This is a genomic window from Flavobacterium zhairuonense, from assembly GCF_004352915.1.
Lineage (GTDB): Bacteria > Bacteroidota > Bacteroidia > Flavobacteriales > Flavobacteriaceae > Flavobacterium > Flavobacterium zhairuonense.
In genome coordinates this window covers 59,150-82,022 of the sequence record NZ_SJSY01000072.1, presented here as the reverse complement: position 1 = coordinate 82,022, position 22,873 = coordinate 59,150, and the positions used below count along the sequence as shown (strand labels likewise).

24 protein-coding genes are annotated in these 22,873 nt (G+C 33.3%); 7 read left to right on the top strand and 17 right to left on the bottom strand.

Annotated features, from left to right (window positions below; genetic code table 11):
- Positions 1 to 4 precede the first annotated feature (4 nt).
- Positions 5 to 964, top strand: a complete 960-nt coding sequence (locus EYY60_RS10675; RefSeq protein ID WP_132989337.1) for an alpha/beta hydrolase — start codon at positions 5 to 7, stop codon at positions 962 to 964.
- 153 nt (positions 965 to 1,117) lie between these two features.
- Entirely contained in the window at positions 1,118 to 3,718 is a 2,601-nt protein-coding gene (locus EYY60_RS10670) for an AsmA-like C-terminal region-containing protein (RefSeq protein WP_132989336.1), read from the top strand.
- Between the two features lie 74 nt (positions 3,719 to 3,792).
- On the opposite strand, the gene EYY60_RS10665 is transcribed toward EYY60_RS10670, so the two are convergent.
- Together EYY60_RS10665 and EYY60_RS10660 are read right to left on the bottom strand one after the other, a co-directional pair.
- Positions 3,793 to 4,842: a glycosyltransferase family 9 protein gene (locus EYY60_RS10665; RefSeq protein ID WP_132989335.1), complete on the bottom strand. Its 1,050-nt coding sequence runs from the start codon at positions 4,840 to 4,842 to the stop codon at positions 3,793 to 3,795.
- A gap of 250 nt (positions 4,843 to 5,092) precedes the next feature.
- Positions 5,093 to 5,887, bottom strand: coding sequence for a DUF2797 domain-containing protein (locus tag EYY60_RS10660; RefSeq protein WP_132989334.1), 795 nt, complete (start codon positions 5,885 to 5,887; stop codon positions 5,093 to 5,095).
- Between the two features lie 247 nt (positions 5,888 to 6,134).
- On the opposite strand from EYY60_RS10660, the gene EYY60_RS10655 reads away from it, so the two are divergent.
- Together EYY60_RS10655 and EYY60_RS10650 are read left to right on the top strand one after the other, a co-directional pair.
- Positions 6,135 to 7,643: a GH3 auxin-responsive promoter family protein gene (locus EYY60_RS10655; RefSeq protein WP_132989333.1), complete on the top strand. Its 1,509-nt coding sequence runs from the start codon at positions 6,135 to 6,137 to the stop codon at positions 7,641 to 7,643.
- Positions 7,644 to 7,741: 98 nt separating this feature from the next.
- The gene (locus EYY60_RS10650; protein ID WP_132989332.1) at positions 7,742 to 8,200 is read left to right on the top strand and encodes a hypothetical protein; all 459 of its coding nucleotides are present in this window, start codon (positions 7,742 to 7,744) and stop codon (positions 8,198 to 8,200) included.
- Between the two features lie 293 nt (positions 8,201 to 8,493).
- Here the strand turns inward: EYY60_RS10650 and serB are convergent, their stop codons facing one another.
- From serB to EYY60_RS10615, 7 genes are all read right to left on the bottom strand, one after another.
- Positions 8,494 to 9,723: a phosphoserine phosphatase SerB gene (serB, locus tag EYY60_RS10645; protein ID WP_132989331.1), complete on the bottom strand. Its 1,230-nt coding sequence runs from the start codon at positions 9,721 to 9,723 to the stop codon at positions 8,494 to 8,496.
- Between the two features lie 157 nt (positions 9,724 to 9,880).
- Positions 9,881 to 10,318 carry a VOC family protein gene (locus tag EYY60_RS10640; RefSeq protein ID WP_132989330.1) on the bottom strand — a complete coding sequence of 146 codons (438 nt, stop codon included), beginning with the start codon at positions 10,316 to 10,318 and terminating at the stop codon, positions 9,881 to 9,883.
- 88 nt (positions 10,319 to 10,406) lie between these two features.
- Positions 10,407 to 10,844, bottom strand: coding sequence for an SRPBCC domain-containing protein (locus EYY60_RS10635; RefSeq protein WP_132989329.1), 438 nt, complete (start codon positions 10,842 to 10,844; stop codon positions 10,407 to 10,409).
- A 2-nt stretch (positions 10,845 to 10,846) separates the two neighbouring features.
- Positions 10,847 to 11,254, bottom strand: coding sequence for a VOC family protein (locus EYY60_RS10630; protein WP_132989328.1), 408 nt, complete (start codon positions 11,252 to 11,254; stop codon positions 10,847 to 10,849).
- Positions 11,255 to 11,381: 127 nt separating this feature from the next.
- Positions 11,382 to 11,786: an SRPBCC family protein gene (locus tag EYY60_RS10625; RefSeq protein WP_132989327.1), complete on the bottom strand. Its 405-nt coding sequence runs from the start codon at positions 11,784 to 11,786 to the stop codon at positions 11,382 to 11,384.
- Positions 11,787 to 11,815: 29 nt separating this feature from the next.
- Entirely contained in the window at positions 11,816 to 12,247 is a 432-nt protein-coding gene (locus tag EYY60_RS10620) for an SRPBCC domain-containing protein (protein WP_235832318.1), read from the bottom strand.
- Complete coding sequence (locus EYY60_RS10615; protein ID WP_132989326.1) at positions 12,222 to 12,629, bottom strand: VOC family protein; 408 nt, start codon at positions 12,627 to 12,629, stop codon at positions 12,222 to 12,224. Before EYY60_RS10615 ends, EYY60_RS10620 begins: the two co-directional genes overlap by 26 nt.
- A gap of 141 nt (positions 12,630 to 12,770) precedes the next feature.
- Here EYY60_RS10615 and EYY60_RS10610 point away from each other — a divergent pair, with 141 nt between their 5' ends.
- Positions 12,771 to 13,736, top strand: a complete 966-nt coding sequence (locus EYY60_RS10610; RefSeq protein ID WP_132989325.1) for a GlxA family transcriptional regulator — start codon at positions 12,771 to 12,773, stop codon at positions 13,734 to 13,736.
- 139 nt (positions 13,737 to 13,875) lie between these two features.
- Here EYY60_RS10610 and EYY60_RS10605 read toward each other — a convergent pair whose 3' ends face one another.
- The 8 genes from EYY60_RS10605 to EYY60_RS10570 form a co-directional block, all read right to left on the bottom strand.
- Positions 13,876 to 14,529 carry a murein L,D-transpeptidase catalytic domain-containing protein gene (locus tag EYY60_RS10605; RefSeq protein WP_132989324.1) on the bottom strand — a complete coding sequence of 218 codons (654 nt, stop codon included), beginning with the start codon at positions 14,527 to 14,529 and terminating at the stop codon, positions 13,876 to 13,878.
- A 103-nt stretch (positions 14,530 to 14,632) separates the two neighbouring features.
- On the bottom strand, positions 14,633 to 15,865 hold the full coding sequence (gene clpX / locus EYY60_RS10600; protein WP_132989323.1) for an ATP-dependent Clp protease ATP-binding subunit ClpX: 1,233 nt from the start codon (positions 15,863 to 15,865) through the stop codon (positions 14,633 to 14,635).
- Between the two features lie 167 nt (positions 15,866 to 16,032).
- Positions 16,033 to 16,707: an ATP-dependent Clp endopeptidase proteolytic subunit ClpP gene (gene clpP, locus EYY60_RS10595; protein WP_132989322.1), complete on the bottom strand. Its 675-nt coding sequence runs from the start codon at positions 16,705 to 16,707 to the stop codon at positions 16,033 to 16,035.
- 94 nt (positions 16,708 to 16,801) lie between these two features.
- The gene (locus EYY60_RS10590) at positions 16,802 to 17,371 is read right to left on the bottom strand and encodes a hypothetical protein (protein WP_132989321.1); all 570 of its coding nucleotides are present in this window, start codon (positions 17,369 to 17,371) and stop codon (positions 16,802 to 16,804) included.
- A gap of 257 nt (positions 17,372 to 17,628) precedes the next feature.
- On the bottom strand, positions 17,629 to 18,951 hold the full coding sequence (locus EYY60_RS10585) for a trigger factor (RefSeq protein ID WP_132989320.1): 1,323 nt from the start codon (positions 18,949 to 18,951) through the stop codon (positions 17,629 to 17,631).
- A gap of 113 nt (positions 18,952 to 19,064) precedes the next feature.
- Positions 19,065 to 19,409: a phage holin family protein gene (locus EYY60_RS10580; RefSeq protein WP_132989319.1), complete on the bottom strand. Its 345-nt coding sequence runs from the start codon at positions 19,407 to 19,409 to the stop codon at positions 19,065 to 19,067.
- 55 nt (positions 19,410 to 19,464) lie between these two features.
- On the bottom strand, positions 19,465 to 20,229 hold the full coding sequence (locus EYY60_RS10575) for an alpha/beta fold hydrolase (RefSeq protein ID WP_132989318.1): 765 nt from the start codon (positions 20,227 to 20,229) through the stop codon (positions 19,465 to 19,467).
- A 23-nt stretch (positions 20,230 to 20,252) separates the two neighbouring features.
- Complete coding sequence (locus EYY60_RS10570) at positions 20,253 to 20,966, bottom strand: pyridoxine 5'-phosphate synthase (RefSeq protein ID WP_132989317.1); 714 nt, start codon at positions 20,964 to 20,966, stop codon at positions 20,253 to 20,255.
- 118 nt (positions 20,967 to 21,084) lie between these two features.
- Between EYY60_RS10570 and EYY60_RS10565 the strand changes: the two genes are divergently transcribed.
- Positions 21,085 to 21,744, top strand: a complete 660-nt coding sequence (locus tag EYY60_RS10565; protein WP_026730675.1) for a CBS domain-containing protein — start codon at positions 21,085 to 21,087, stop codon at positions 21,742 to 21,744.
- Positions 21,745 to 21,845: 101 nt separating this feature from the next.
- Positions 21,846 to 22,730 carry an NAD kinase gene (locus tag EYY60_RS10560; protein ID WP_132989316.1) on the top strand — a complete coding sequence of 295 codons (885 nt, stop codon included), beginning with the start codon at positions 21,846 to 21,848 and terminating at the stop codon, positions 22,728 to 22,730.
- Positions 22,731 to 22,873: the final 143 nt, after the last annotated feature.

Sequence of the window (22,873 nt, the reverse complement as noted above, 5' to 3'; positions counted from 1 at the left end):
AAAAATGAAAAAGATCTTTTTGTTTTTGAGCGCTTTACTCTTTTCTGTTGTAAATGCTCAAAACACAGAACAACATACTTTTAAGGAAACTAATGTTACTTTAAAAATCAATATCGACCAGCTTTACGGCACACTGACTGTTCCTGATGTAACAAAAAAGTGTCCAGTTGCTTTGATTATTTCAGGCTCTGGCCCAACGGATCGAGACGGAAATAATCCGAAGATGAAAAATAATTCGTTGAAAATGCTTGCTGAAGCTTTAGCAAAAAGCGGAATCGCATCATTACGATATGACAAAAGAGGAATTGGCGAAAGCAAAGCATCAGCGCCAACAGAATCGACTTTGGTTTTTGAAAATTATACAGAAGATGCCAAAAGCTGGATCAACTTTTTGAAACAAGATAAACGCTTTTCACAATTAACAGTTATTGGTCATAGCGAAGGATCATTAATTGGGATGATTGCGGGCGCAAAGGCAAACAAATTTATTTCGATTGCCGGAGCGGGCGAATCGGCAGACAAATTGTTAAAAGAGCAGATTTCTTCTAAATCAAATAAGCAGATCGAGGAAATGACTTTCCCGATTATTGATAGTTTAAAAGCTGGAAATAAAGTAAACAAAGTTGACCCGCTTTTAAATTCCCTATTCAGGCCAAGCATTCAGCCTTATTTGATTTCTTGGTTTAAATATGATCCTCAAACAGAAATTAAAAAACTGACTGTTCCTGTTTTAATTCTTCAAGGAAGCAGTGATTTGCAAGTAAGCATTACGGATGCTGAAAATTTATCAAAAGCAAATACCAATGCTGAATTGGTAATTGTAGACAAAATGAATCATATTCTGAAAATAATTGATGGTGATAATAAAGCAAATTTTGACAGCTATAATAATGAAACCTTGCCAATTTCAGAAGTATTGACTAACAAAATTGTTTCCTTCATAAAAAAACAGACACAACACTAATAGCAAATCCGTTTGATAATTTCAAACGGATTTTTTATTTCAACAAAAATAATCCATTTCTTACTTTTTTAAGAAAACTTTATCTTCGCTCTTTGGCAAAAAAAACTATTTTTGCAGAGTCTGATTTTAAGTAAAACCCTCAAATCTATAAATATGTTAAAGAAAATTTTAAAAATAACCGCCATTGTAATTGTGGTTTTTGTGGCCGCACTATTTGCCATTCCTTACTTCTTTAAGGATCAGATCAAGGCAAAAATTTCCGAAGCAATCAACGAAAGTGTTGATGCGAAAGTAAGTTTTGCTGATGCCGATTTAAGTTTATTTAAAAACTTCCCAAATGCAGCTGTTGGGATTGAAAAATTGGTAATTATCAACAAAGCTCCTTTTGAAGGTGACACTTTGGTTTCTTTAGGCCAACTAAACTTAAAAATGAGCATCAAAGAACTTTTCAAAGGAAAAGACGAACCGTTGAGCATTCAAGGAATTACGTCTGAAAATGGTTTAATCAACATTATTTTTAATAAAGATGGTGTTGGAAACTTCGACATTGCTTTAAAAGATAAAAAAGAAGAAAGCAAAGACGAAAAAAGCAAACCTCTTGCTTTAAAAATTCAGAACTATAAAATCGAAAATTTCACTTTCAGATATATCGATCAAGGTTCTAAAATTAAAATGGTTATCGACAGTTTAAACCACGAAGGAACTGGAGATTTTACCAATTCAAAACTAGATTTAACAACAAAATCTACTGCAAAAGTATCTTTGGATATGGACAAAATCAATTACATGAAAAATGTAAAACTGACTTTGGACGCGATTTTAGGAATCGATCTTGAAAAAAGCAAATATACTTTTAAAGAGAATAAAGCTTTGATCAATCAATTACCATTAGAATTTGACGGATTCATTCAAATGACTGAAAAAGCGCAGATCTACGATTTAAAATTTAAAACCCCGACTTCATCATTTACAAACTTCTTAGGTTTAATTCCTTCTGCTTATGCATCAAGTTTAGAAGGCGTAAAAACTACCGGAGATTTTACCGTAAATGGTTTTGCAAAAGGAGAATTGACAGATACTACTGTTCCTAAATTCAATATTGAAATTGCTTCAAGCAACTCTTCATTTCAATATCCAAACTTGCCAAAATCAGTTCAAAATATCGTAATTGACACTAAAATCATAAACGAAACAGGAATTCTAAACGACACCTACGTCAATTTAGACAAACTGTCTTTCAGAATTGACCAAGACGTTTTTAACGCTAAAGCGAATATTAAAAACATTACCGTAAATCCAATGGTTGATGCTGCTTTGAAAGGAACAATCAACTTGGCGAATCTTTCAAAAGCATATCCAATTAAAATGGATAAACCTCTTGCTGGTATTCTGAAAGCTGATGTTACGACTAATTTTGACATGGCTTCTGTTGAAAAAAGTCAATATCAAAACATCAAAAATGCTGGAACTATGAGTTTGTCAGGATTTAAATATACTGACGAAAACGGGAAAGCAATGAACATCAGCACCGCTTTAGTTGAGTTTAATCCAAGCAAAATCAACTTAAAACAATTTAATGCAACTACTGGAAAAAGCGATCTTGCAATCAATGGAGTTTTAGAAAACTTCTACGGTTTCATGTTCAAAAAACAAGAATTGAAAGGAAACTTCAATATGAGTTCGAATCAATTAGCTGTTGATGATTTCATGACCGCTGGCGAGCCTGCAAAGACCGAAACAAAAACTCCAGCAAAACCTGCTGAAGCAATGAAAATTCCAGCATTCTTGAACTGTACTTTAAACGCAAAAGCAACAACAGTTTTATATGACAATTTAAAACTGAAAGATGTTTCTGGAAAACTAATCATCAAAGATGAAAAAGCACTTTTAGAAAACTTCAAAACATCAATTTTTGGAGGAACAATTGGTTTGACTGGAGCAGTTTCAACAAAAGAAAAAGTGCCAACATTTGATATGAATTTAGGTTTCAATCAAGTTGATATTGCGCAGACTTTTACGCAATTAGACATGATGAAAAAAATTGCGCCAATTGCTGGAATCATTAATGGGAAACTGAACTCAACCATCAAATTAAATGGAAATCTTGATGCAAATGAATTAACTCCAGATTTAAAATCTATTTCGGGAGATTTGATTGGACAATTGCTATCAACAACGGTAAATGCTAAAAACTCCACTTTGCTTAATTCGCTTAGCTCAAATATTAAATTTATCGATATGAATAAGGTAAATTTAAATGACATTAAAGCGGCCTTGACTTTTGATAACGGAAAAGTAAATGTGAAACCTTTCGATATTAAATATCAAGACATAAAAGTAACAGTTGGAGGAACTCATGGTTTTGACCAAACTATGAATTACAACTTGAAATTTGATGTTCCTGCCAAATATTTAGGAAGCGAAGCAAATGCTCTGATCGCAAAAATGTCGCCAGCTGATGCCGCAAAACTGGAAAACATTCCGATCAATGCGATGATTACAGGTAATTTTTCAAGTCCGAAAATCAGTACGGACATGAAAACAGCTGTTAGCAGTTTAGCAACTCAAGTTGCAAATCAGCAAAAAGAAAAATTAACGCAAAAAGGTACTGCTGCTTTAACTGATTTGATCAATAAAAACACAAAAGCAAAAGATACAACTCAGGCTGCAAAAACTGAAAAAGAACAAAAAACTCAAGAAGTAACCAAAAAAGCAAGCGACTTGCTGAATGGATTATTTAAGAAGAAAAACTAAAATCTGAATTGATTTTCATAAAAAAATCCTGCTCTTTATGGAGCAGGATTTTTTTTATAGCTGATAGCAATTTATTATTTGTTCAAAATCGAATTTATTATTTGGATATAATCAGAAATCGAGTTTGTATTGGTATCAACACCAACACTGTTATTTCCGTAAGGCTCGTATTTTTTAATATTGGCTCCTGAAAACAATCCAACCGTAGCTACTTTTGAAGCACTTGCCAAATGCATGATGCCACTGTCTGCTCCAATAAACACTTCGCTGTTAGCCATTACAGAACCAATTTCACGAACATCTTTACTATAAAACGACGGTGCCTGAAAATTTATTTGGGAAACATTTTCAACTGGCAAAATTTCGAAAATATTGTAATCTGCTTCATATTCCTTTTTTAAAGCAGTATAAAACTCTTCCCACCATTCTACGCGATAGCATTTTTCTCCAGTTGCAAAAGTAAATATGGCAATCGATTTTTTATTTTCATCAACAATTCCATTCAAGATTGTTTTTCCTTTTGCAATTTCATCTTGCGACAATTTTAAATCAATAAGATCGACTGGCTCTTTTTTATCTTCAATGCCTAATTGACTTAAAGCATATCTAAAATTATAAACTGGATATTTTGCAATATGAGAATAATCTTCATAAGACAACTGCACATTTTCTGGCAAGTCACCAAAAAATTTATATTTCGCAGCCGAAAATTTCACTGCCAATCTTCCTGACGATGAGTTTTGATCGACATTAATTACAGCATCGTAATTTTGTTTTCGGATCAATGTCCAAACTTTCAAATACTTGATTAATTCCTTGAAAGGCTTTTTAGGCAAATCAATTATTTTGTCGATGTTTTCATAATTTTCGAAAACAATTGGAGCTAAAGTTCCTTTGACAAATAAGTCGATTTTGCAATTCGGAAATGTTTTAGTTACTTCCTGGACTAAAGGTGAAATTAAAATCAAATTCCCTAATCTCTGATTTGGTCTAGCGATTAATACTTTCTTGATTTCGCCTTTATTGATTGGTTCGCCTTTTTGCATATCCGAGCGACCAATGTTCTTGGTTAAACTACGCATTAAACTGCGTCTGAATCCGTTAACTTTTTTTAAGTTACTCATTCATTTTGTTTTTAGAATTAAAAAAAGTTCTTGCCTGACTTGGTAATTCAGTGGTATTGAACTGGCCAAATGTAAGTTAAATTTTTCTTAAAATTAAAATCTTTGAATAAGTAAATATTACATAATTGTAAATTAATTTAACAGAATTCTCATCATTAATTTTAAAAAGCGCCGAAAATACAAGGATTTTGGCGCTTTTTTATATTTAATAGACAGAAGCTAAAAACAAATAGACGAATGGTAGATTATACTAGACATTTATGGTAACCACATAACCTTCAGAACCACGGATATTAAAAACTGTTCCGTTTTCAAATAATAGATATTGTCCTTTTATTCCAACTAATTTTCCTTGAAATGATGGCGTTTTATCTAAGTTCAAACTATTGATTTTTGCCGGATAACTCAATACCGGATAATTTAACTCGTAAACGTCATTTTTTTCACTATAAAAATAATCCTTTACTTCAGCTGGAATCAAGCTCTCCACTTTTGATTTCTCGAGAATCAAATCACATGATTCTGTTGTGTTTTGAAGCATTTTTCTCCAATTGGTCTTATCTGTATAATGATCTTTCAAAGCGACCTCAGTAATTCCCGCCAAGTAACGATTTGGAACCTCAACAATTGCAATTGCCTGCGTTGCGCCTTGGTCAATCCATCTTGTTGGAACTTGAGATTTTCTGGTCACTCCAACTTTTACTTCAGTTGAAAACGCTAGATATACTATATGGGGTTGTAACTGTGCTTTTGATTCAAAATCTAAATCACGATCTGCAATTCCTAAATGAGCGGTACTCAATTCTGGGCGCATAATCCAATCACCAACTGCAGCACTTGAATAAAAACATTCATAACAAAAACCTTGTCTGTAGATTTTTTTCTTTTTGCCGCAATTTAAACACTGAAAACCTACAAAATTTATTTCAATATGCTTATTCAATAATTGATTCATACTTAAGAAACTATCTTCGAAAACCAAATAATATTGAATTGGATTTCCCATTTCTGTCTGCATTTTTGTAAGTACGCCTTGATAAGTCATTGTATTTTAGATTGCTGATTTTAGATTTTAGATTTACTTCTTTTGAGTTCAGAATTTAATTTTTAATTCAATTTAATTAGAATCTTTACTCAACATAGAATGGTTTTTTTTACAAAAAAATACTATTTTTGATAATATGACAAAGTTAGTGTTTGTCTATTGATATTCAAATTTTAAATTTCTTGATTTTACGTGGGACGTCAAATCTAAAATCTAAAATCAGCAATCTAAAATCTAAAATTCACTCATGCCTGTATCTATCATCAATTCTTTCGCATCTTGGGTCCTTAAACAAAGGATACACCAAATTGAACTTTTTCTAAAATATCCGAATGAAGTTCAGGAAGAACTGTTGCATAATTTATTGACAGCTTCAGAAAATACGGTTGTTGGAAAAAAATATGATTTTGCTTCAATAAGTTCGTATCAGACTTTTGCGGAAAGAGTCCCGATTTCTACATATGAAGAATTGCAACCGTTGATTGAGCGCACGCGTCAAGGCGAGCAAGGCGTTTTTTGGGAAACTCCAATTAAATGGTTTGCCAAATCAAGCGGCACTACAAATGCCAAAAGCAAATTTATTCCGGTAAGCAACGAAGCGCTAGAAGATTGTCATTATAAAGGAAGCAAAGATTTGCTTTGTCTTTATTTGAATAATAATGAAGATTCTGAATTGTTTTTAGGAAAAAGTCTTCGTTTGGGCGGAAGTTCTCAGATCTATGAAAACAACAATACTTTTTTTGGTGATTTATCGGCAATTTTGATTGAGAATATGCCAATTTGGGCTGAATTCAGCAGTACGCCAAGCAGTAAAACTTCATTGATGAGCGAGTGGGAAAGCAAAATTGCAGCAATCATTAATGAAACAAAAAACGAAAATGTAACCAGTTTTGCCGGAGTACCTTCCTGGATGCTGGTTTTAATGAATAAGGTTTTAGAAAATACAGGAAATCAAAACTTGCTGGAACTTTGGCCAAATCTTGAAGTTTACTTTCACGGAGGTGTGAGTTTTTCTCCTTATAAAGACCAATACAAAAAAATCCTGCCAAGTTCTGATTTTAAATATTACGAAATTTACAATGCATCTGAAGGCTTTTTTGCTATTCAAGACTTGAATTATTCTAGTGATTTATTGCTGATGTTGGATTACGGAATTTTCTATGAATTTATTCCAATGGACACTTTTGGGACTCCAAACCAAAAAGTGGTTCGTTTGGCTGATGTTGAATTGAATAAAAACTACGCCATTGTTATTACGACCAATTCCGGTTTATGGCGTTATTTAATTGGCGACACCATTCGTTTTACATCATTGAATCCGTATCGAATAAGAGTTACCGGAAGAACCAAACATCATATTAATGTTTTTGGTGAAGAATTGATGGTCGAAAATACAGATCAAGCTATTGCTAAAGCGTGCCAAGTCACTCAAACCGAAGTTATCGATTATACGGTTGCTCCTATTTTTATGCACGACAAAGAGAAAGGCGCACACGAATGGATGATTGAATTCAAGAAAAAACCAGCTGATGTTGGTCTTTTCCAAAAAGTTTTGGATGAAACATTGCAGACTTTAAATTCAGACTACGAAGCGAAACGCTACAACAATATGACGTTAAATCCTTTGGTGATTAATGTTGCCCGTGAAAATCTATTTTATGATTGGCTTAAAGAAAGAGATAAATTAGGTGGTCAGCATAAAATTCCTAGACTTTCGAATCAAAGGGATTATTTAGAGCAGTTGAAGGAGATGTAATTTTTAATAGAATATTTTACAATTTTTTACGAATTATTACTCTAATTCCATACTAACAATCAATTAAATCATAGATGAAACTATTAAAATTATTGGGATTGGAAGTAGAATCTTCAAATCAATATGCCAAAGAAATCGAACTAAACAGTAATTATAATTTTATTCATAATAATTTCATTATCTCTAGTCAAAACGATCTCTTCCTTTTATTAGAAGAAAAAAATGATCTAATAAAAGCATTAAATTTTAAGTTCAAAATTTACAAGTATGGATATCCAAATGATGAAATTGGAATGACTAATTACATAACTGGAATTGAGTTATATGGTTTCTATCAAGTTTACAACTCTGAATGGATTCATGAATTAAAAAGTAATAATCGCCAACATCCTCAACATTTAGATATCCATTATTCAAATTATAAACATTTTGTCATTCGCTTCAAGGACGTAACATTAGAAGTTATCTCAGAAAATTATTCTGACATTAAAATGACTAGAGAAGAATTAATGAAGATTGTAAACAAGCAACTTTCATTCATCACCGCAAAAGAGTAATTACCTATTTTAAATTAAAAACCTCTAATTCCACTAAACTCGCATGAGGGATAGAAGTGGAAATCCTTTTGTGTCTCGTTTCTTTAACGAGACACAAAAGATTGAAACGGATAGCCCGACCCGCAGGGACATGCCATTATTAAGATGCTAAGATTCTAAGTTGGTGAGATTTTCTCAATATTGTCATTTCGACCGAAGGGAGAAATCACACAAGAAATTCCGCATAGAATGTCGCCAATCTTTGTCGAGTTTCGTGTGTGATTTCTCCCTTCGGTCGAAATGACAAAATAGATTTACATCATATCAATATATCGATCGTGGTACCCTAAAAGATACAAAACACCATCAAGACCTAAACTTGAAATTGAGGTTGAAGCGCTTTCTTTTACTTTTGGTTTTGCATGGAAAGCGATTCCTAATCCTGCTAAATTTAGCATTGGCAAATCGTTTGCTCCGTCGCCCACGGCAATAGTTTGGTTGATGTGGATTCCTTCTTTCTCAGCAATTGCTTTTAAGTGCTCGGCTTTCTTTTGGCCGTCAACAATATCACCTATATATTTTCCTGTCAATTTACCGTCTTTTATCTCTAATTGATTGGCGTGAACGTAGTCAATTCCCAATTCTTTTTGCAGGTATTCTCCAAAATAAGTAAATCCTCCAGAAAGAATTGCGGTTTTATAACCGTAGTATTTCAAAGCTTTCATCAAACGGTGCGCGCCCTGTGTGATTGGCAAATTAACGGCAACATTTTGCAAAACTTCTTCGCTCAAACCTTCAAGCAAAGCCATACGCTTTTTGAAACTTTCGTTGAAATCAATTTCGCCATTCATTGCTGATTCTGTAATTGCTCTTACCTGATCTCCTACTCCATTCAACTCTGCCAATTCGTCGATAACTTCAGTTTGAATCAAAGTAGAATCCATATCGAAACACACTAAACGACGATTTCTTCTATAAATATTATCTTCTTGGAAAGAAATATCGACATTAAGGGTTCTTGAAACTTCCATAAAATTAGCTGTCATGTCAATTTTATTTACAATTTCGCCTGTTACAGATAATTGAATGCAAGAACGAGGGTATTGTTCTTTCTCAACAATAGAAGTTCTCCCTGTTAATCGTATAATAGAATCAATATTCAGGTTTTGGTCTGACATAATTTTAGTCACCGCCGCCAATTGAGAAGCGGCAAGTTTTTCGCCTAAAATATTGATAATATAGCGTTGTTTTGATTGTGATTTTACCCACGTTTCGTAATCTTCAATAGAAATTGGAATAAATTTCACTTTAATTTCCAGTTCGTAAGCTTTAAACAGCAAGTCTTTCAAAACTGGTGCAGAAGACGAACCCGCAGCAATTTCGAATAAAATTCCTAAAGAAAGTGTATCGTGAATATCGGCTTGACCGATATCTAAAATATTAGCATCATAAGCCGCCAATACAGCTGTTAGACCCGCTGTAACCCCTATTTTATCGTGTCCTGAAACTTTTAATAAAATAATTTCTTTATCCTCTATTGCCATTTTTTCTTTATTGATTTTGAAGCGACAAAAATCGGCAATCTATTGGTGATAAAAAAGAATAATCCTTGTTTTTTGCAAAGAAAAAGCGCATATACATGCGCTTTTTAAAGTAATTTAACAATTATGTTCCGCTTTTAGAATAACATAACTTTAATGATTATTTCGCCGGTTGATTTTCATCAAAATTCACCATCCAGTTGATTCCAAATTTATCTTTGAACATTCCGAAATAAGCGCCCCAGAAAGTTTTGTTCATCGGCATTTCCACTTTTCCTCCAGCTGAAAGTCCGTTGAAAATTCGGTCTGCTTCTGCTGCACTTTCAGTATTAATCGAAATTGAAAAATTTTCTCCAAAAGGAAGATCTCCAAATCTTGTCGAGCTGTCACTTCCCATTAAAATTGTCTCTCCAATTGGTAATGAAACGTGCATGATTCTTTCAGCATCTGCTTCAGAAACTTCATCACAGCCTTCTTCTTTTGGCATGTCTTTAAATTTTCCGATATAAGGAAATTCTCCTCCAAAAACGGATTTATAAAATAGGAATGCTTGCTCGCAATTTCCATTAAATAACAAATAAGGGTTTACTGTTGCCATTTTTTTTATTTTTAATTGTTAGTTATAAATTTTTATTTTTTTTTGAAGCAAAAGATCAAACCTCATCTCTTTCTTCTATAATCTATTTCTACTTCTCAGATAACTCTTTTACTTTCTCCAAACCTTTAGGAAAAGCTTCTTTAAAATAGTCAATGTACTTTTCGACAACGTCAACGTGTGCCGTCAAATCAGTAAATCCATCTTCTGATAACAAACGATAGGTTTCCATTGCACCACTCCACTTTTTTGTTTCTTCATCGAGTGGCAGTTCTTTGAAATCTTTAATCTCGCCTATATGCTTAAAAGCCATATATTCATTTGGAATCTTCTTCTCAATAAGACTGTTCATTCCTTCGCCATTTGGTGACATAAAATGAATTTTGTCGCCTTCATTCCAATCACTTACAGCATATGAACCTTCGCAAAAAGCACCTGTCCATTCTTTATAAGTGTCATCATCCCATAAAACTTCCCAAACTTTTGCCGCGGGAGCTTTAATTCTACTCTTAAATTCTAATGTTTCCATAATTAAGATAATTTACTAAAATCCATATACAAAACATTCCATCTATGGCCATCTAAATCTGCAAATCCACAACCGTACATCCAGCCTTGGCTTTCTGCTGGTGCTGCAAAAACAGTTCCTCCGGCTTCTGTCACTTTTTTAGCCAATTCGTCAACTTCTTCTCTGCTTTCGGCATCAATAGAAATCAAAACTTCAGAACTTAGCTTTGTATCTGTAAGTGCATTTTGAGAGAAACTAGAAAAAAGCATTTCCTCAAAAAGCATTACTACAAAATGTCCTTCACCAACCACCATGCAAGTTGAACTTGGCGTATCGTGCTGTTCATTAAACGAAAAACCTATTTTCCAGAAAAAATCTTTCGCTTTTGCTATATTTTTTACAGGAAGATTCAACCATATTTGTTTTGTCATTTTTTTAGATTTTTTGTGTTAAACAATTTATTTAAACCATTAGTTATGTAAGTCAATTTAAGTTTAATCTGTATTGCAATCTTTGAACCTCTGCACCTCTGCACCTTTGAGCCTTTGCTCCTAAAAACTAATTATTCTCTACGTAATTTTTAAAATTATCCAAAATCGCCTGCCAACCTGCGCGTTGCATTTCTTCAGGATTTACTGTTTCAGGATCAAAACGCTCCACGATTTCTACACCGTTTGCTGTTTCAGTATAGGTAATTTCAACTTTTCTGCCATCGCCTAAAACATACGAAAGCGCTTCTTCAGGCTTTACTAATGTAAATTCGCCTCCAAAATCAAAACTCATACTGCCATCTTTAGCCGCCATAGTCGATTTGAATTTTCCGCCTTCTCTCAAATCAGCTTCTGCATATGGCGTGTGCCAGTCTGGCGAAGCAAAACTCCATTTTGTAATATGCTCTGGTGTGTTCCAATATTCCCAAACTTTAGCTATCGGTGCGTTTACTGTATTTTTGATTGTTATCATTATTTCTAAATTTAGTTTTAAAAATCTTTTTAACTGTTTTCTGTATAATTTTTAAAGTTATCAAGTACATCCTGACACCACTTTTCTTGCATACTTTCAGGATCGTTTTTATTTGGTTCAAACTTTTCAATGATTTTCACCTGATCACCAAAATCCTCAAAATAAACACTCCCGATTCTGTGATCTGAAAGTTGGTATTCTATTAAACGGAATTTTTCAATTTTAGTGTATATTCCTTCAAAATCAAAACTTCCAGTATTATCCTTTGATGTCATTTCGTACTTAAACTTTCCTTCTTCCTTCAAATCATTTTCAGCATGAGGCGTGTACCAATTGTCAAAAGCTGTATTCCAGTTTTGGATATGCTTTGGCGTAATCCAAAAATCCCAAACTTTTTCTATTGGCACCCTAACTGTAACTTCTACCGAAATCATTTTAATTACTTGGAATCTGACTTTCATCCATAAAGAACAGCTCCCAATGATGGCCATCTAAATCAAGAAAAGCTCTTTGGTACATCCAGCCATAATCTTTTGCTTCTATGTAATCCGTTCCGCCTGCATCAACTGCTTTCTTTACCAATTCATCAACCTGCTCTCGGCTTTCTACCGAAATAGAAATTAAAACTTCGCTAGCTGTTGCGGCGTCACAAATTTGCTTGTGGGTAAACGTTTTGTAAAACGCTTCAACCAAAAGCATCACATTTATATCTTCACCAATTATCATGCATGTTGCTTTATCATCTGTAAACTTTGGATTAAATGAAAAACCCATTTTAGTAAAAAAAGCAATTGAACGATTTAAATCTTTTACCGGAAGATTTAAGAATATCTTTGTTTTCATCTTTATAAAATTACAAATTAATCAAAGCAAATGTAAAATTTTAAGATTAGTTTAAAACGACAATAAAAGTCAACTTTAGGGTCATTTAAGACAATTTGTTTACTTTTGTAAGAATTAGAATATTCCAAAAAAGAAAAAGTCATGAGCAAGAAAACAGGTTTGATCGTACCGCACGACTATAAATTATTGAGTATAGCTGCGATTTTAGAAGTTTTTGAAACGGCCAATAAACTAAGCAAAGATGCTGAAAAACCTTTTGATATTATGCTATTTCAATCGGCTGAACAAATTACGCAAAAAAATTTATTTGGATATGATGTTCAGGCCATTGAGACTTCAAACATCGATTTGGAACTTATTCTAATTCCCGCTTTCACTACTGATGATATGAGTGGTATGATTGCAAAAAACCGAAATTTTATTCCGTGGTTGAAAAAACAACATCAATCTGGAGCTGAACTAGCTAGTTTTTGTACTGGCGCTTTTTTGTTCGCTGCTTCTGGATTATTAAACGAAAAACTTGCAACCACGCATGTTGACGCGTGCAGTGCTTTTACAAAAGCTTTTCCGTTAGTGAAACTAAAACCAGACGAAACATTGACTGCTGATGGAAGTCTTTATACAAGCGGTGGCTCTACCTCATCATTTCATTTGCTTATACTTTTGGTTCAAAAATACTGTGGCAACGAAATTGCGGTTCAAATTGCCAAAATCTTTTCAATCGATTTGAATCGATACAAACAAAGTTATTTCAGTACTTTCAGACCAAATCACTTACACAATGATGCTTTGGTAGCGCAGTTGCAGCAAAAAATCGAAAGTCAATATCATACCATTGAAAAACTGGAAGAAATCACAAAAGATATTCCAACAAGCGCCCGCAACATGACGCGCCGATTTAAGCAAGTAACGGGAATTCCGCCAATTGAATATCTACAAAACATCAGAGTTGAAAGCTCTAAAAAATACTTGGAACAAACACAGCTTTCAATTTCAGAAATAATCGAAAAAACAGGATATAACGACCCAAAAGCATTCAGAAAAGTATTTTATAAAATGGTTGGAATGAAACCTATTGAATATCGTGAGAAGTTTAGGGTTCAGTAATTTTTAGGAGCAGAAATATCAGTTTCAAAAGAAGTCCTGTCCTGCTCTCCACTATATCTTTTGTGGTGAACCCCACCACAAAAGGATGCCGTTTCGATCAGGGCTAAATGAGAAGTTTTTGTTTTCAAAACATCAAAAATTAGGATTTTATAACCCACATTAAAACTTTTTTATTCGTTTTCAAAAGTTCATCGATTTCTTTCATGCTTTCATTTGAAACTGCCGGACAACCCCAGCCTTCTGGAGTTCCTTCTGGATAAACTTCATTTTCAGAAACTGCCTCCCAGGAATGCAAAACTATTGCACGATTTCTCGCATTTGAATTGGTCTTGTCTTTTCCCTGCAAAATATAATTGACTTTTATCCCCCATTCACTTATACCGCGATCTAAAATCACATATTTTCCAAGTGAAGAACAATGCGAATCAAATTCATTACTAATTTGCACTTTTTCTTTAGAAGAAGTCCTTCCCCATTGATTATCACCACAACCATGACTAACCATACAAGATTTTACAATTGTATTCTTTTTAAAATCATAAATAAAGAATCGTTTTAAACCAGAGTGCAATCCCAAATCAATCAAAATGAATTTATCTTTATTTAAATTGTTTTTAATTGTGTACTCTTTTGCCTCTTTATAAAACTTACTGTAATTAATCTCGATTCGGGGTGTCGATTTTTCCATTATTTCAGTTTTGCTTTCATTTTTAGAAACAATTATTTCTTTATTATCTTTTTGATTACAAGATAAAATCACAGCCAAACCAATTACAAAAATCATATTTTTCATATCTGCAATTTACATAAAATCTGAAACGGAAATCTTTCTGAAAAAGTATAAAAAAAACCTGTTCAAATAAATGAACAGGTTTTAGAAAATATATTTTTAATAATTACGAAGCAATTTCCATACGCTTCAATAAATTTTTACTCAAAGTATGTTCTGCATATTCTTTGTCGATTGTCAGAGTTGTATCATCCGAACTTGGCAGTTCGTACATTGCATCTGTCAAAATTGCTTCACATAACGAACGCAATCCACGAGCTCCTAATTTGTATTCTAAAGCTTTATCAACAATAAAATCCAAAGCTTCATCTGTAATGCTGAATTCAACATCATCCATTAAAAATAATTTTTGATATTGTTTTACCAATGCATTTTTAGGTTGTGTCAAAATTGCGCGCAATGTTTCTCTATCTAAAGGATCCATGTGCGTTAGGACCGGAAGACGACCAATGATCTCTGGAATCAATCCAAAATCTTTAATGTCTTTCGGAATAATATATTGCAATAAATTGTCTTTGTCGATATTATCTGCATTTTTAGAAGTCGAATAACCAACTGCTTGACGATTCAAACGCTTTGAAATAATACGTTCTACTCCATCAAAAGCTCCACCTGCAATAAACAAGATGTTTTGAGTATTAACCTCAACAAATTTCTGGTCTGGATGCTTACGTCCTCCTTTTGGCGGTACATTTACAATCGTTCCTTCTAATAATTTTAGCAACGCTTGTTGAACACCTTCTCCAGAAACGTCACGAGTTATTGACGGATTGTCGCTTTTACGAGCAATTTTATCAATTTCATCAATAAATACGATTCCTCTTTCTGCTTTGTTTACATCATAATCTGCAGCTTGCAAAAGACGCGTTAAAATACTTTCAACATCTTCTCCAACATAACCAGCTTCTGTCAATACCGTTGCATCAACAATTGCCAAAGGAACGTCTAACATTTTTGCAATCGTTTTTGCAACTAATGTTTTTCCTGTTCCGGTTTGTCCTACCATTATAATGTTGCTTTTTTCAATCTCAACTTCGTCGTCTAATTGCTGTTGCATTAAACGTTTGTAGTGATTGTAAACCGCAACCGACATTACTTTTTTAGTCTGATCCTGACCAATAACATATTGATCCAAGAAAGCTCTGATTTCTTTTGGTTTCTTTAAAATTAAGTCCCCAACCAGTTTAGCATTTCCGCTGGATTTTAATTCTTCTAATACGATTCCGTGCGCCTGCTCAATGCACTTATCGCAGATATGTGCATTAATCCCGGCAATTAATAAATTAGTTTCTGGCTTTTTTCTTCCACAAAACGAACATTCTAAAACTACTTTTGCCATTCTTTATTTAAGTTACTAAGCTGCAAAGATACTAAGTTTCTAAGCTTTTTATTTTAATTAAAACTTAAAAACTTAATTCTTTGCAGCTTAATATTATTTTTAGATTTACAAGTTAAAGAGAAAACCTAGAATCTTAGCATCTCAGCAACTTAGAATCTTTTAAAAATTTATCCTCTTCTTAATACTTCGTCGATCATTCCGTATTCTTTTGCTTCATCAGCTTTCATCCAGTAATCACGCTCACTATCTTTGTGCACTTTGTCAAAAGTTTGTCCAGAATGGTGCGAAATAATGTTGTATAATTCATCTTTCAATTTCAACATTTCACGTAAATTGATTTCCATATCTGTAGCAACACCCTGTGCTCCTCCAGATGGCTGGTGAATCATTACTCTTGAGTGTGGCAATGCAGAACGTTTTCCCTCTGCTCCCGCACATAATAAAACTGCTCCCATAGAAGCTGCCATTCCTGTACAAATTGTAGCAACATCTGGTTTGATGTACTGCATTGTATCATAAATTCCTAGACCTGCATAAACACTTCCTCCTGGAGAGTTTAAGTAAATTTGAATATCTTTTGAAGCATCAGCACTTTCTAAGAATAATAATTGTGCCTGAACGATATTCGCGATTTGGTCGTCGATACCTGTTCCTAAAAAGATAATCCTGTCCATCATTAATCTTGAAAAAACGTCTAATTGAGAAACGTTCAACTGGCGCTCTTCGATAATATATGGAGTCATGTTCGTTGGGTTCATCGCTGCTATGATTTTGTCATAGTACATAGCGTTTACTCCTTGGTGCTTTGTAGCAAATTTTTTGAATTCTTTACCGTAGTTCATATGTATCTGTTCTAAGTTTACTTTATTTAACGTATATTTTCATTTCATCAAAGGTCATACCTTTTTATTTCATGTGACAAACTGTCTCTTTATTTTATTCTTTACTTATTTGACATAACTCTCTTCTCAAATCATCTTCTATTTCTTCCATAGATTTTCTCATTTTAAAATAAGGATAAATTGTCATCCCAAAAAACAAACAACCTAGAATAATGACATTTGTTACTATACCCCAAAATGATGAATGTAATGGCAACGAATGAAGTTGATTTATTATTCTGTCAGTGTGAAATATTAAATATAAAATTAATATTGAATAGAATAATAACTGCATACCGTAAAATAAATGCATGAACTTATCAAAACCTTTAATCTCAATATTTACTTCCGTTTTTTCATTTAAATCAGTAAAAGAGCCATAAGCTATCACTACAGTTTTACCTTTAGTCATCTGCATCAAATTATTTCTAATTTCAAACCCTTTCTTATTTACCTTGCCAATAAATTGGGTTTTACTCGAATAAGTACCCGAAAAAAAACCAGATCTATCTTCATATAAGAGAATATCTATTTTTTTTACTAAATCATTAAGCGACAATGGAATCTCAACACTAAAACTCTCAATCAATTTTATCTTTCTTAAGAAAAAAATCCATTTTTTCATACAATCGTAGTAAAATAATAATTGTCTAAAATTAGCCCAGATAGTAGTGAAAAGCTTTTTGAAATGGCAACTATTTTTTGTTGGTAGAAAAAAGCGACCAACGGAAGCTCTTTTTATGCCTTACAAAAAAAGACAGCAATGAAAAAACTTGTAACGGATAGCTGGATTAGCTCCTGAAAAGTAATCAAAAATAAATTAAAACAAAAGAGCGTCAGGAAAAAAATCCTGACGCTCCAATATAATTGTTTTCTTAGAAATTATTCTCCGTAAGAAGCTGCAATAAATTCTTCGTAAGTAACCTCTTTAGTTGTAGGGTTTGCTTTTTCTTTGAAGATATCTAACATTTTAGCTGCTACAACTTGCTCAGAAAGTCTTTTCACTTCGTCTTGGTTAGATAAAACTCTAGCCACGATTCCTTCTACTTCTTCGTCAGTTGGGTTTGTTTGACCAAATTGAGCCATTTGTTGTCTGATAGCATTTGATGTAAAAGCTTTTAAGTCTTCAAATGTAATTTGGATATTGCTTTGAGCTAAAGCTTTTCCTTCGATTAATTGGAAACGTAAACCTTTTTCAGATCTTGCGTATTCTACTTCAGCTTCTTCAGCAGAAAGTTTTTTCTCTCCAACAGTTTGCAACCATTTTTTCAAGAATTCAGCTGGCAAATCAAATTTAGTGTTCTCGATCAAGAAATCCTGAACATCTAATAATAATTTTTGGTCAGCTTGCTGTGCGAATTGAGATTCAGCATCTTCTTTAATTTTAGCTTTTAAATCTTCTAAAGAAGCAACTTTACCTTCACCAAAAAGCCTGTCAAATAATTCTTGGTTTAATTCAGCTGGCTCAGAACCGTTGATTGCTTCAATAGTGAAATTTACTTCAACATCTAAACCGTGAACACCTTCGTGACCTACTTTTAAGTAATCCATTAATTGGTGGTCATCTTCAAATAAACCTTTTGTGCTTACTGTAACAACATCTCCAACTTTTTTACCTGTGAATTGTTTTTGAGCTTTTTTGCTGAATGCATCAACAGCAATTGTAGTTGTATTATTGATTCCGTTTGCTTCGCTTGAGAAAGTTCCAGTCAAGTCAGATTTTGCATCAGATACTTCTTGTGGAATTGCTTTTCCAAATTGTTTTTGGATACGCTCTACTTGTCCGTCGATTAATTTGTCGTCAGCAGTAACGATATATTTTACGATATTATTTTTAGCTTCTAAATCAATTTCGAAGTTTGGCACTAAACCAATTTCGTATTCAAAAGTCAATTCTTCAGCATCCCAGTTAAAGTTTTCGTTTACTTTAGCAAGAGGAGTTCCTAAAAGATTTAATCTTTCAGATTGAATATAACGCTCTAAAGCCAAATCAACTACTTTTTTAATCTCTTCTTGTTTAATTGCTTTTCCATATTGCTTTTCAACAAGATCTTTAGGCACTGCACCTTTTCTAAATCCTTTTACTTGCGCTAAAGGCATTTTTTCGTTAATTCTTTTTGCTACTTGACCTTTATAATCCATATGAACAACGTTCATAACAATCGTCTCGTTTACAGCGTCTATTGCTACTCTTTTAATATCCATCTTCTTCTTTAATTTACGTAATAAAATTGGGTTGCAAAATTATAAAATTTTTGCAACCCAACCAAGTTTTTAATCTATTGTATTTGAAGCAGTTTTAATCTGCTCAATTTGTTTTATTTATCGTCTCCCAGTATTTTATAAGTGATCGATTGCAGAACAGACAAAATAACACTAAAAATTAATGCGGTCCAGAATGAATCGACTGCGAAACCGCCAACAATTTTAGTACATAATAAAATCATTACTGCATTTATGACCAATAAAAACAAACCAAGTGTCACCACTGTTACCGGCAAAGTCAAAATCACCAAAATAGGTTTTATAAAAATATTCAACAAGCCCAAAACTACTGCAACAATTACAGCGGTTCCAAAACTAGTGACTACAACACCCGTCAAAAGGTTCGATAATAACAAAACCAAAGCTGCAGTAACAAGAAGTCTAAGTAATAATTTCATAGTTTTTCAGGTTTAAAATTCATTTAAAAGTAATAAAATTTTCATCAAAAGAAAACTACTCTTTCAAAAACCCTGCTGTCAACTCAAAAAACAGTTGCGGATTTTCAGCATGGAGCCAATGTCCTGCATTTGGAATTGTTTCCAGTTTTAAATTCGGAAAATGCTCTTTTATCGCATCAACATCTTCATCTTGAATATAGCCTGAATCTCCTCCTCTTATAAACAATGTTGGCTTATCAAAAACCAAACCTTCAGCTAAAGGTTTTCCAATTGCATCCAGATTATTATTAAAAACTTCTAGATTAAATCTAAAAGCCAATTGTCCTGGTTCTTTCCAATATAAGTTTTTAAGCAAAAATTGGCGCGTACCAAAATCTGGCACATATTGCGCAACGATTGCTTCAACGTCATTTCGGCTTGGCTTAACAGAAAAATCAACTGCATTTAATCCAGCCAAAATATCTTGATGATGCTGTTTGTAAAATCTCGGACCAATATCTGCCACGATTAATTTATCGACAATTTCAGAATGAGTAGTTGCAAAAAGCATTGCCACTTTTCCTCCCATCGAGTGCCCAAGAATATCAATTTTTGTCAAATTATTTGCTTGACAATATTCAAACACGTCTTGAACCATTGCTTCATAACTCCACTCATCTGAATGAAAACTGCGCCCGTGGTTTCTTAAATCTAAAATATGAACCTGAAAACCGGCTTCTACATATTGTCCGGCAAGTGTTTTCCAATTATCAGACATCCCCAGAAAACCGTGCATGATAATGAATGGCTTTCCTTCGCCTTCTATTTTTGAATAAAGCATATTTTTATTTTTACTTTGAAGATTTATTTCAATTTATTCAGATACATATTTACAGTATTATCCAATCCAAGATAAAGCGCTTCCGAAATTAAAGCGTGGCCAATAGAAACCTCTAATAAGCCCGGAATATTCTCTTTGAAGAATTTAATGTTATCTAAACTCAAATCATGTCCAGCATTGATTCCCAAACCTAATTCGTTTGCTAATACAGCCGCTTTCGTGTACGGCTCAATTCCGTTTTTATTTCCTAATTCGTATTGATGCGCAAAAGCTTCTGTATATAATTCAATCCTGTCCGTTCCTGTTTTTTTTGCTCCTTCAATAATTTCCAAAACAGGATCAACAAAAATTGACGTTCTGATTCCGTTTCTCTGAAATTCCTGAATAACTTCAGTCAAATATTCTTGATTTTTGATAGTATCCCAACCTGCAGAAGATGTAATTGCTCCAATTGCATCAGGAACCAGCGTTACTTGATCAGGCTTGCATTCTAAAACCAAATCAATAAAATTATGTTGCGGATTTCCTTCAATATTATATTCTGTCGTAACAATTGCTTTTAAATCGCGAGCGTCCTGATAGCGTATGTGGCGCTCGTCGGGACGTGGATGAATCGTAATTCCTTGAGCTCCAAATTTCTGAATATCGACAGCTACTTTTAATAAATCAGGAACATTCCCGCCACGTGCATTTCTTAAAGTTGCAATTTTATTGATATTAACACTTAACTTTGTCATATAAATAGATAATTAATTCTAGTAACACTATATTTGTAAAGACAAAAATACAAAGTAAAACGTCGTAGTTTTTGGTATTTTTTGATTATTTTGCAAAGGAAATATCTTCAATTGATTTATGACAGAAATTACAAACTATATCACCAATGATTTCAGAGCGATTGATAGTCAGGAAACGATAGCCTCGATTCAGGATTTTTTTATCGATGTAAATTTTTCTCATTTCCCAATTCTAGAAGATGGGATTTTCATCGGCAGCATTGCGGCTGATGATATTGAAACTTTTGACACCGATAAAAAAGCAATTGACTACAAATACACTTTAGAACGTTTTTTTGCCCGAAAATCTATGATTTGGCTTGACGTTCTTGAGGTTTTTGCCAAAAATCACACCAATACGGTTCCTGTATTAGACGAAAACAATAGCTATATTGGCTATTATGAAATGGAAGACATCATGAAATTCTTTCAGGAAACTCCTTTTCTAAAAGAACAAGGAGGAATCATAATTGTCCAAAAAGGGCTTTTGGATTATTCTATGGGACAAATTGCTCAAATTGTCGAAAGCAATAATGGCAAAGTCCTTGGCTGTTTTATTTCTGAAGCTGATCTTGAAAATGTTCAGATTACAGTAAAAATTGGAACTGGTCCATTGAACGAGATTATCCAAACTTTCAGACGATATAATTATGAAATTATTTCTGAACACCAGGAAGACGCTTACATCAACAGCTTAAAAGAGCGCTCAGATTACTTAGACAAATATCTCAACATATAAATTATGAATGTGCCAATGAGAAAATTAGCCAATTAGATAATTTTCGCATTTTAAAACAATTATCTAATTGACACATTGACAAATTATCTAATTTAAAAAGAATGAAAATAGCCATTTACGGACAATATTATCAAAACAGCACCGAGCCTATTATAAAAGACATTTTTTTGTTTTTTACCACCAATAATGTCGAAATTGTTATTGAAGAGAATTTTCTGGAAATGCTTTATGAAAAACAACTGGTGAAAAAAGAGTATAAAACTTTTTCATCGAGCACAATTCTAGATGATAGTTTTGAAATGCTGATTAGTATTGGCGGAGATGGAACCGTTTTAAGATCTGCTGCTTTGGTACGAAATTCTGGCGTTCCGCTTTTAGGAATTAATGCAGGCCGATTAGGCTTTCTTGCCAAAGTCCAAAAAGAAAACATCGACATCTTATTGCAGTACGTGATCGATCAAAATTATACTACTTCAGAAAGAACCCTTCTCGGACTAACTTCTGAACCAAATAATGAAGCTTTCGCAGAATTGAATTTTGCAATGAACGAAGTAACTGTCAGCCGCAAAGACACTACTTCGATGATTACTGTAGAAACGTATTTAAACAACGAATACTTAAATTCTTATTGGGCTGACGGATTAATCATTTCAACACCAACAGGCTCTACCGGATACTCTTTAAGTTGTGGCGGACCTATTTTAACGCCAGATGTAAAAAGCTTAGTCATAACACCAATCGCGCCACACAACTTAACGGCAAGACCGCTTGTTATTCCTGATGATACTGAAATAACTTTACGCGTATCAGGAAGAGAAGATCAATATTTAGTTTCTTTAGATTCAAGGATTTCATCTGTAAAAAACGAGTCTATTTTAAAAATCAAAAAAACAGATTACAAAATCAAAATGGTAGAGATTCCTGGCGAAACTTTCCTGAAAACATTAAGGAATAAATTGCTTTGGGGTGAAGACAAGAGAAATTAAGTCCTTTTCTGACACCCGACTATACGATAATACCACTTTTTCTCGTTCTGCATGTATCGAATCCGCATTAAATGTCTCAAAATCATAATGTAAATTGAAAAAAAAGCACATTTAACTAAAGCGACGTTGATTCGTATCGATAA

What these genes read in the sequence shown, in the direction of transcription:
- EYY60_RS10660 (WP_132989334.1), bottom strand. Translation starts at nt 5,887, where the DNA reads ATGACTTATCAAGGCGTACTTACAAAAATGCAGACAGAAATGGGAAAT.
- EYY60_RS10615 (WP_132989326.1), bottom strand. Translation starts at nt 12,629, where the DNA reads ATGAAAACAAAGATATTCTTAAATCTTCCGGTAAAAGATTTAAATCGT.
- EYY60_RS10575 (WP_132989318.1), bottom strand. Translation starts at nt 20,229, where the DNA reads ATGCTTTATTCAAAAATAGAAGGCGAAGGAAAGCCATTCATTATCATG.
- EYY60_RS10620 (WP_235832318.1), bottom strand. Translation starts at nt 12,247, where the DNA reads ATGAAAGTCAGATTCCAAGTAATTAAAATGATTTCGGTAGAAGTTACA.
- EYY60_RS10580 (WP_132989319.1), bottom strand. Translation starts at nt 19,409, where the DNA reads ATGAAATTATTACTTAGACTTCTTGTTACTGCAGCTTTGGTTTTGTTA.
- EYY60_RS10655 (WP_132989333.1), top strand. Translation starts at nt 6,135, where the DNA reads ATGCCTGTATCTATCATCAATTCTTTCGCATCTTGGGTCCTTAAACAA.
- clpP (WP_132989322.1), bottom strand. Translation starts at nt 16,707, where the DNA reads ATGAACTACGGTAAAGAATTCAAAAAATTTGCTACAAAGCACCAAGGA.
- EYY60_RS10630 (WP_132989328.1), bottom strand. Translation starts at nt 11,254, where the DNA reads ATGACAAAACAAATATGGTTGAATCTTCCTGTAAAAAATATAGCAAAA.
- EYY60_RS10610 (WP_132989325.1), top strand. Translation starts at nt 12,771, where the DNA reads ATGAGCAAGAAAACAGGTTTGATCGTACCGCACGACTATAAATTATTG.
- EYY60_RS10635 (WP_132989329.1), bottom strand. Translation starts at nt 10,844, where the DNA reads ATGGAAACATTAGAATTTAAGAGTAGAATTAAAGCTCCCGCGGCAAAA.
- EYY60_RS10665 (WP_132989335.1), bottom strand. Translation starts at nt 4,842, where the DNA reads ATGAGTAACTTAAAAAAAGTTAACGGATTCAGACGCAGTTTAATGCGT.
- EYY60_RS10605 (WP_132989324.1), bottom strand. Translation starts at nt 14,529, where the DNA reads ATGAAAAATATGATTTTTGTAATTGGTTTGGCTGTGATTTTATCTTGT.
- EYY60_RS10640 (WP_132989330.1), bottom strand. Translation starts at nt 10,318, where the DNA reads ATGGCAACAGTAAACCCTTATTTGTTATTTAATGGAAATTGCGAGCAA.
- EYY60_RS10675 (WP_132989337.1), top strand. Translation starts at nt 5, where the DNA reads ATGAAAAAGATCTTTTTGTTTTTGAGCGCTTTACTCTTTTCTGTTGTA.
- EYY60_RS10590 (WP_132989321.1), bottom strand. Translation starts at nt 17,371, where the DNA reads ATGAAAAAATGGATTTTTTTCTTAAGAAAGATAAAATTGATTGAGAGT.
- EYY60_RS10565 (WP_026730675.1), top strand. Translation starts at nt 21,085, where the DNA reads ATGACAGAAATTACAAACTATATCACCAATGATTTCAGAGCGATTGAT.
- EYY60_RS10670 (WP_132989336.1), top strand. Translation starts at nt 1,118, where the DNA reads ATGTTAAAGAAAATTTTAAAAATAACCGCCATTGTAATTGTGGTTTTT.
- clpX (WP_132989323.1), bottom strand. Translation starts at nt 15,865, where the DNA reads ATGGCAAAAGTAGTTTTAGAATGTTCGTTTTGTGGAAGAAAAAAGCCA.
- EYY60_RS10570 (WP_132989317.1), bottom strand. Translation starts at nt 20,966, where the DNA reads ATGACAAAGTTAAGTGTTAATATCAATAAAATTGCAACTTTAAGAAAT.
- EYY60_RS10585 (WP_132989320.1), bottom strand. Translation starts at nt 18,951, where the DNA reads ATGGATATTAAAAGAGTAGCAATAGACGCTGTAAACGAGACGATTGTT.
- serB (WP_132989331.1), bottom strand. Translation starts at nt 9,723, where the DNA reads ATGGCAATAGAGGATAAAGAAATTATTTTATTAAAAGTTTCAGGACAC.
- EYY60_RS10625 (WP_132989327.1), bottom strand. Translation starts at nt 11,786, where the DNA reads ATGATAACAATCAAAAATACAGTAAACGCACCGATAGCTAAAGTTTGG.
- EYY60_RS10560 (WP_132989316.1), top strand. Translation starts at nt 21,846, where the DNA reads ATGAAAATAGCCATTTACGGACAATATTATCAAAACAGCACCGAGCCT.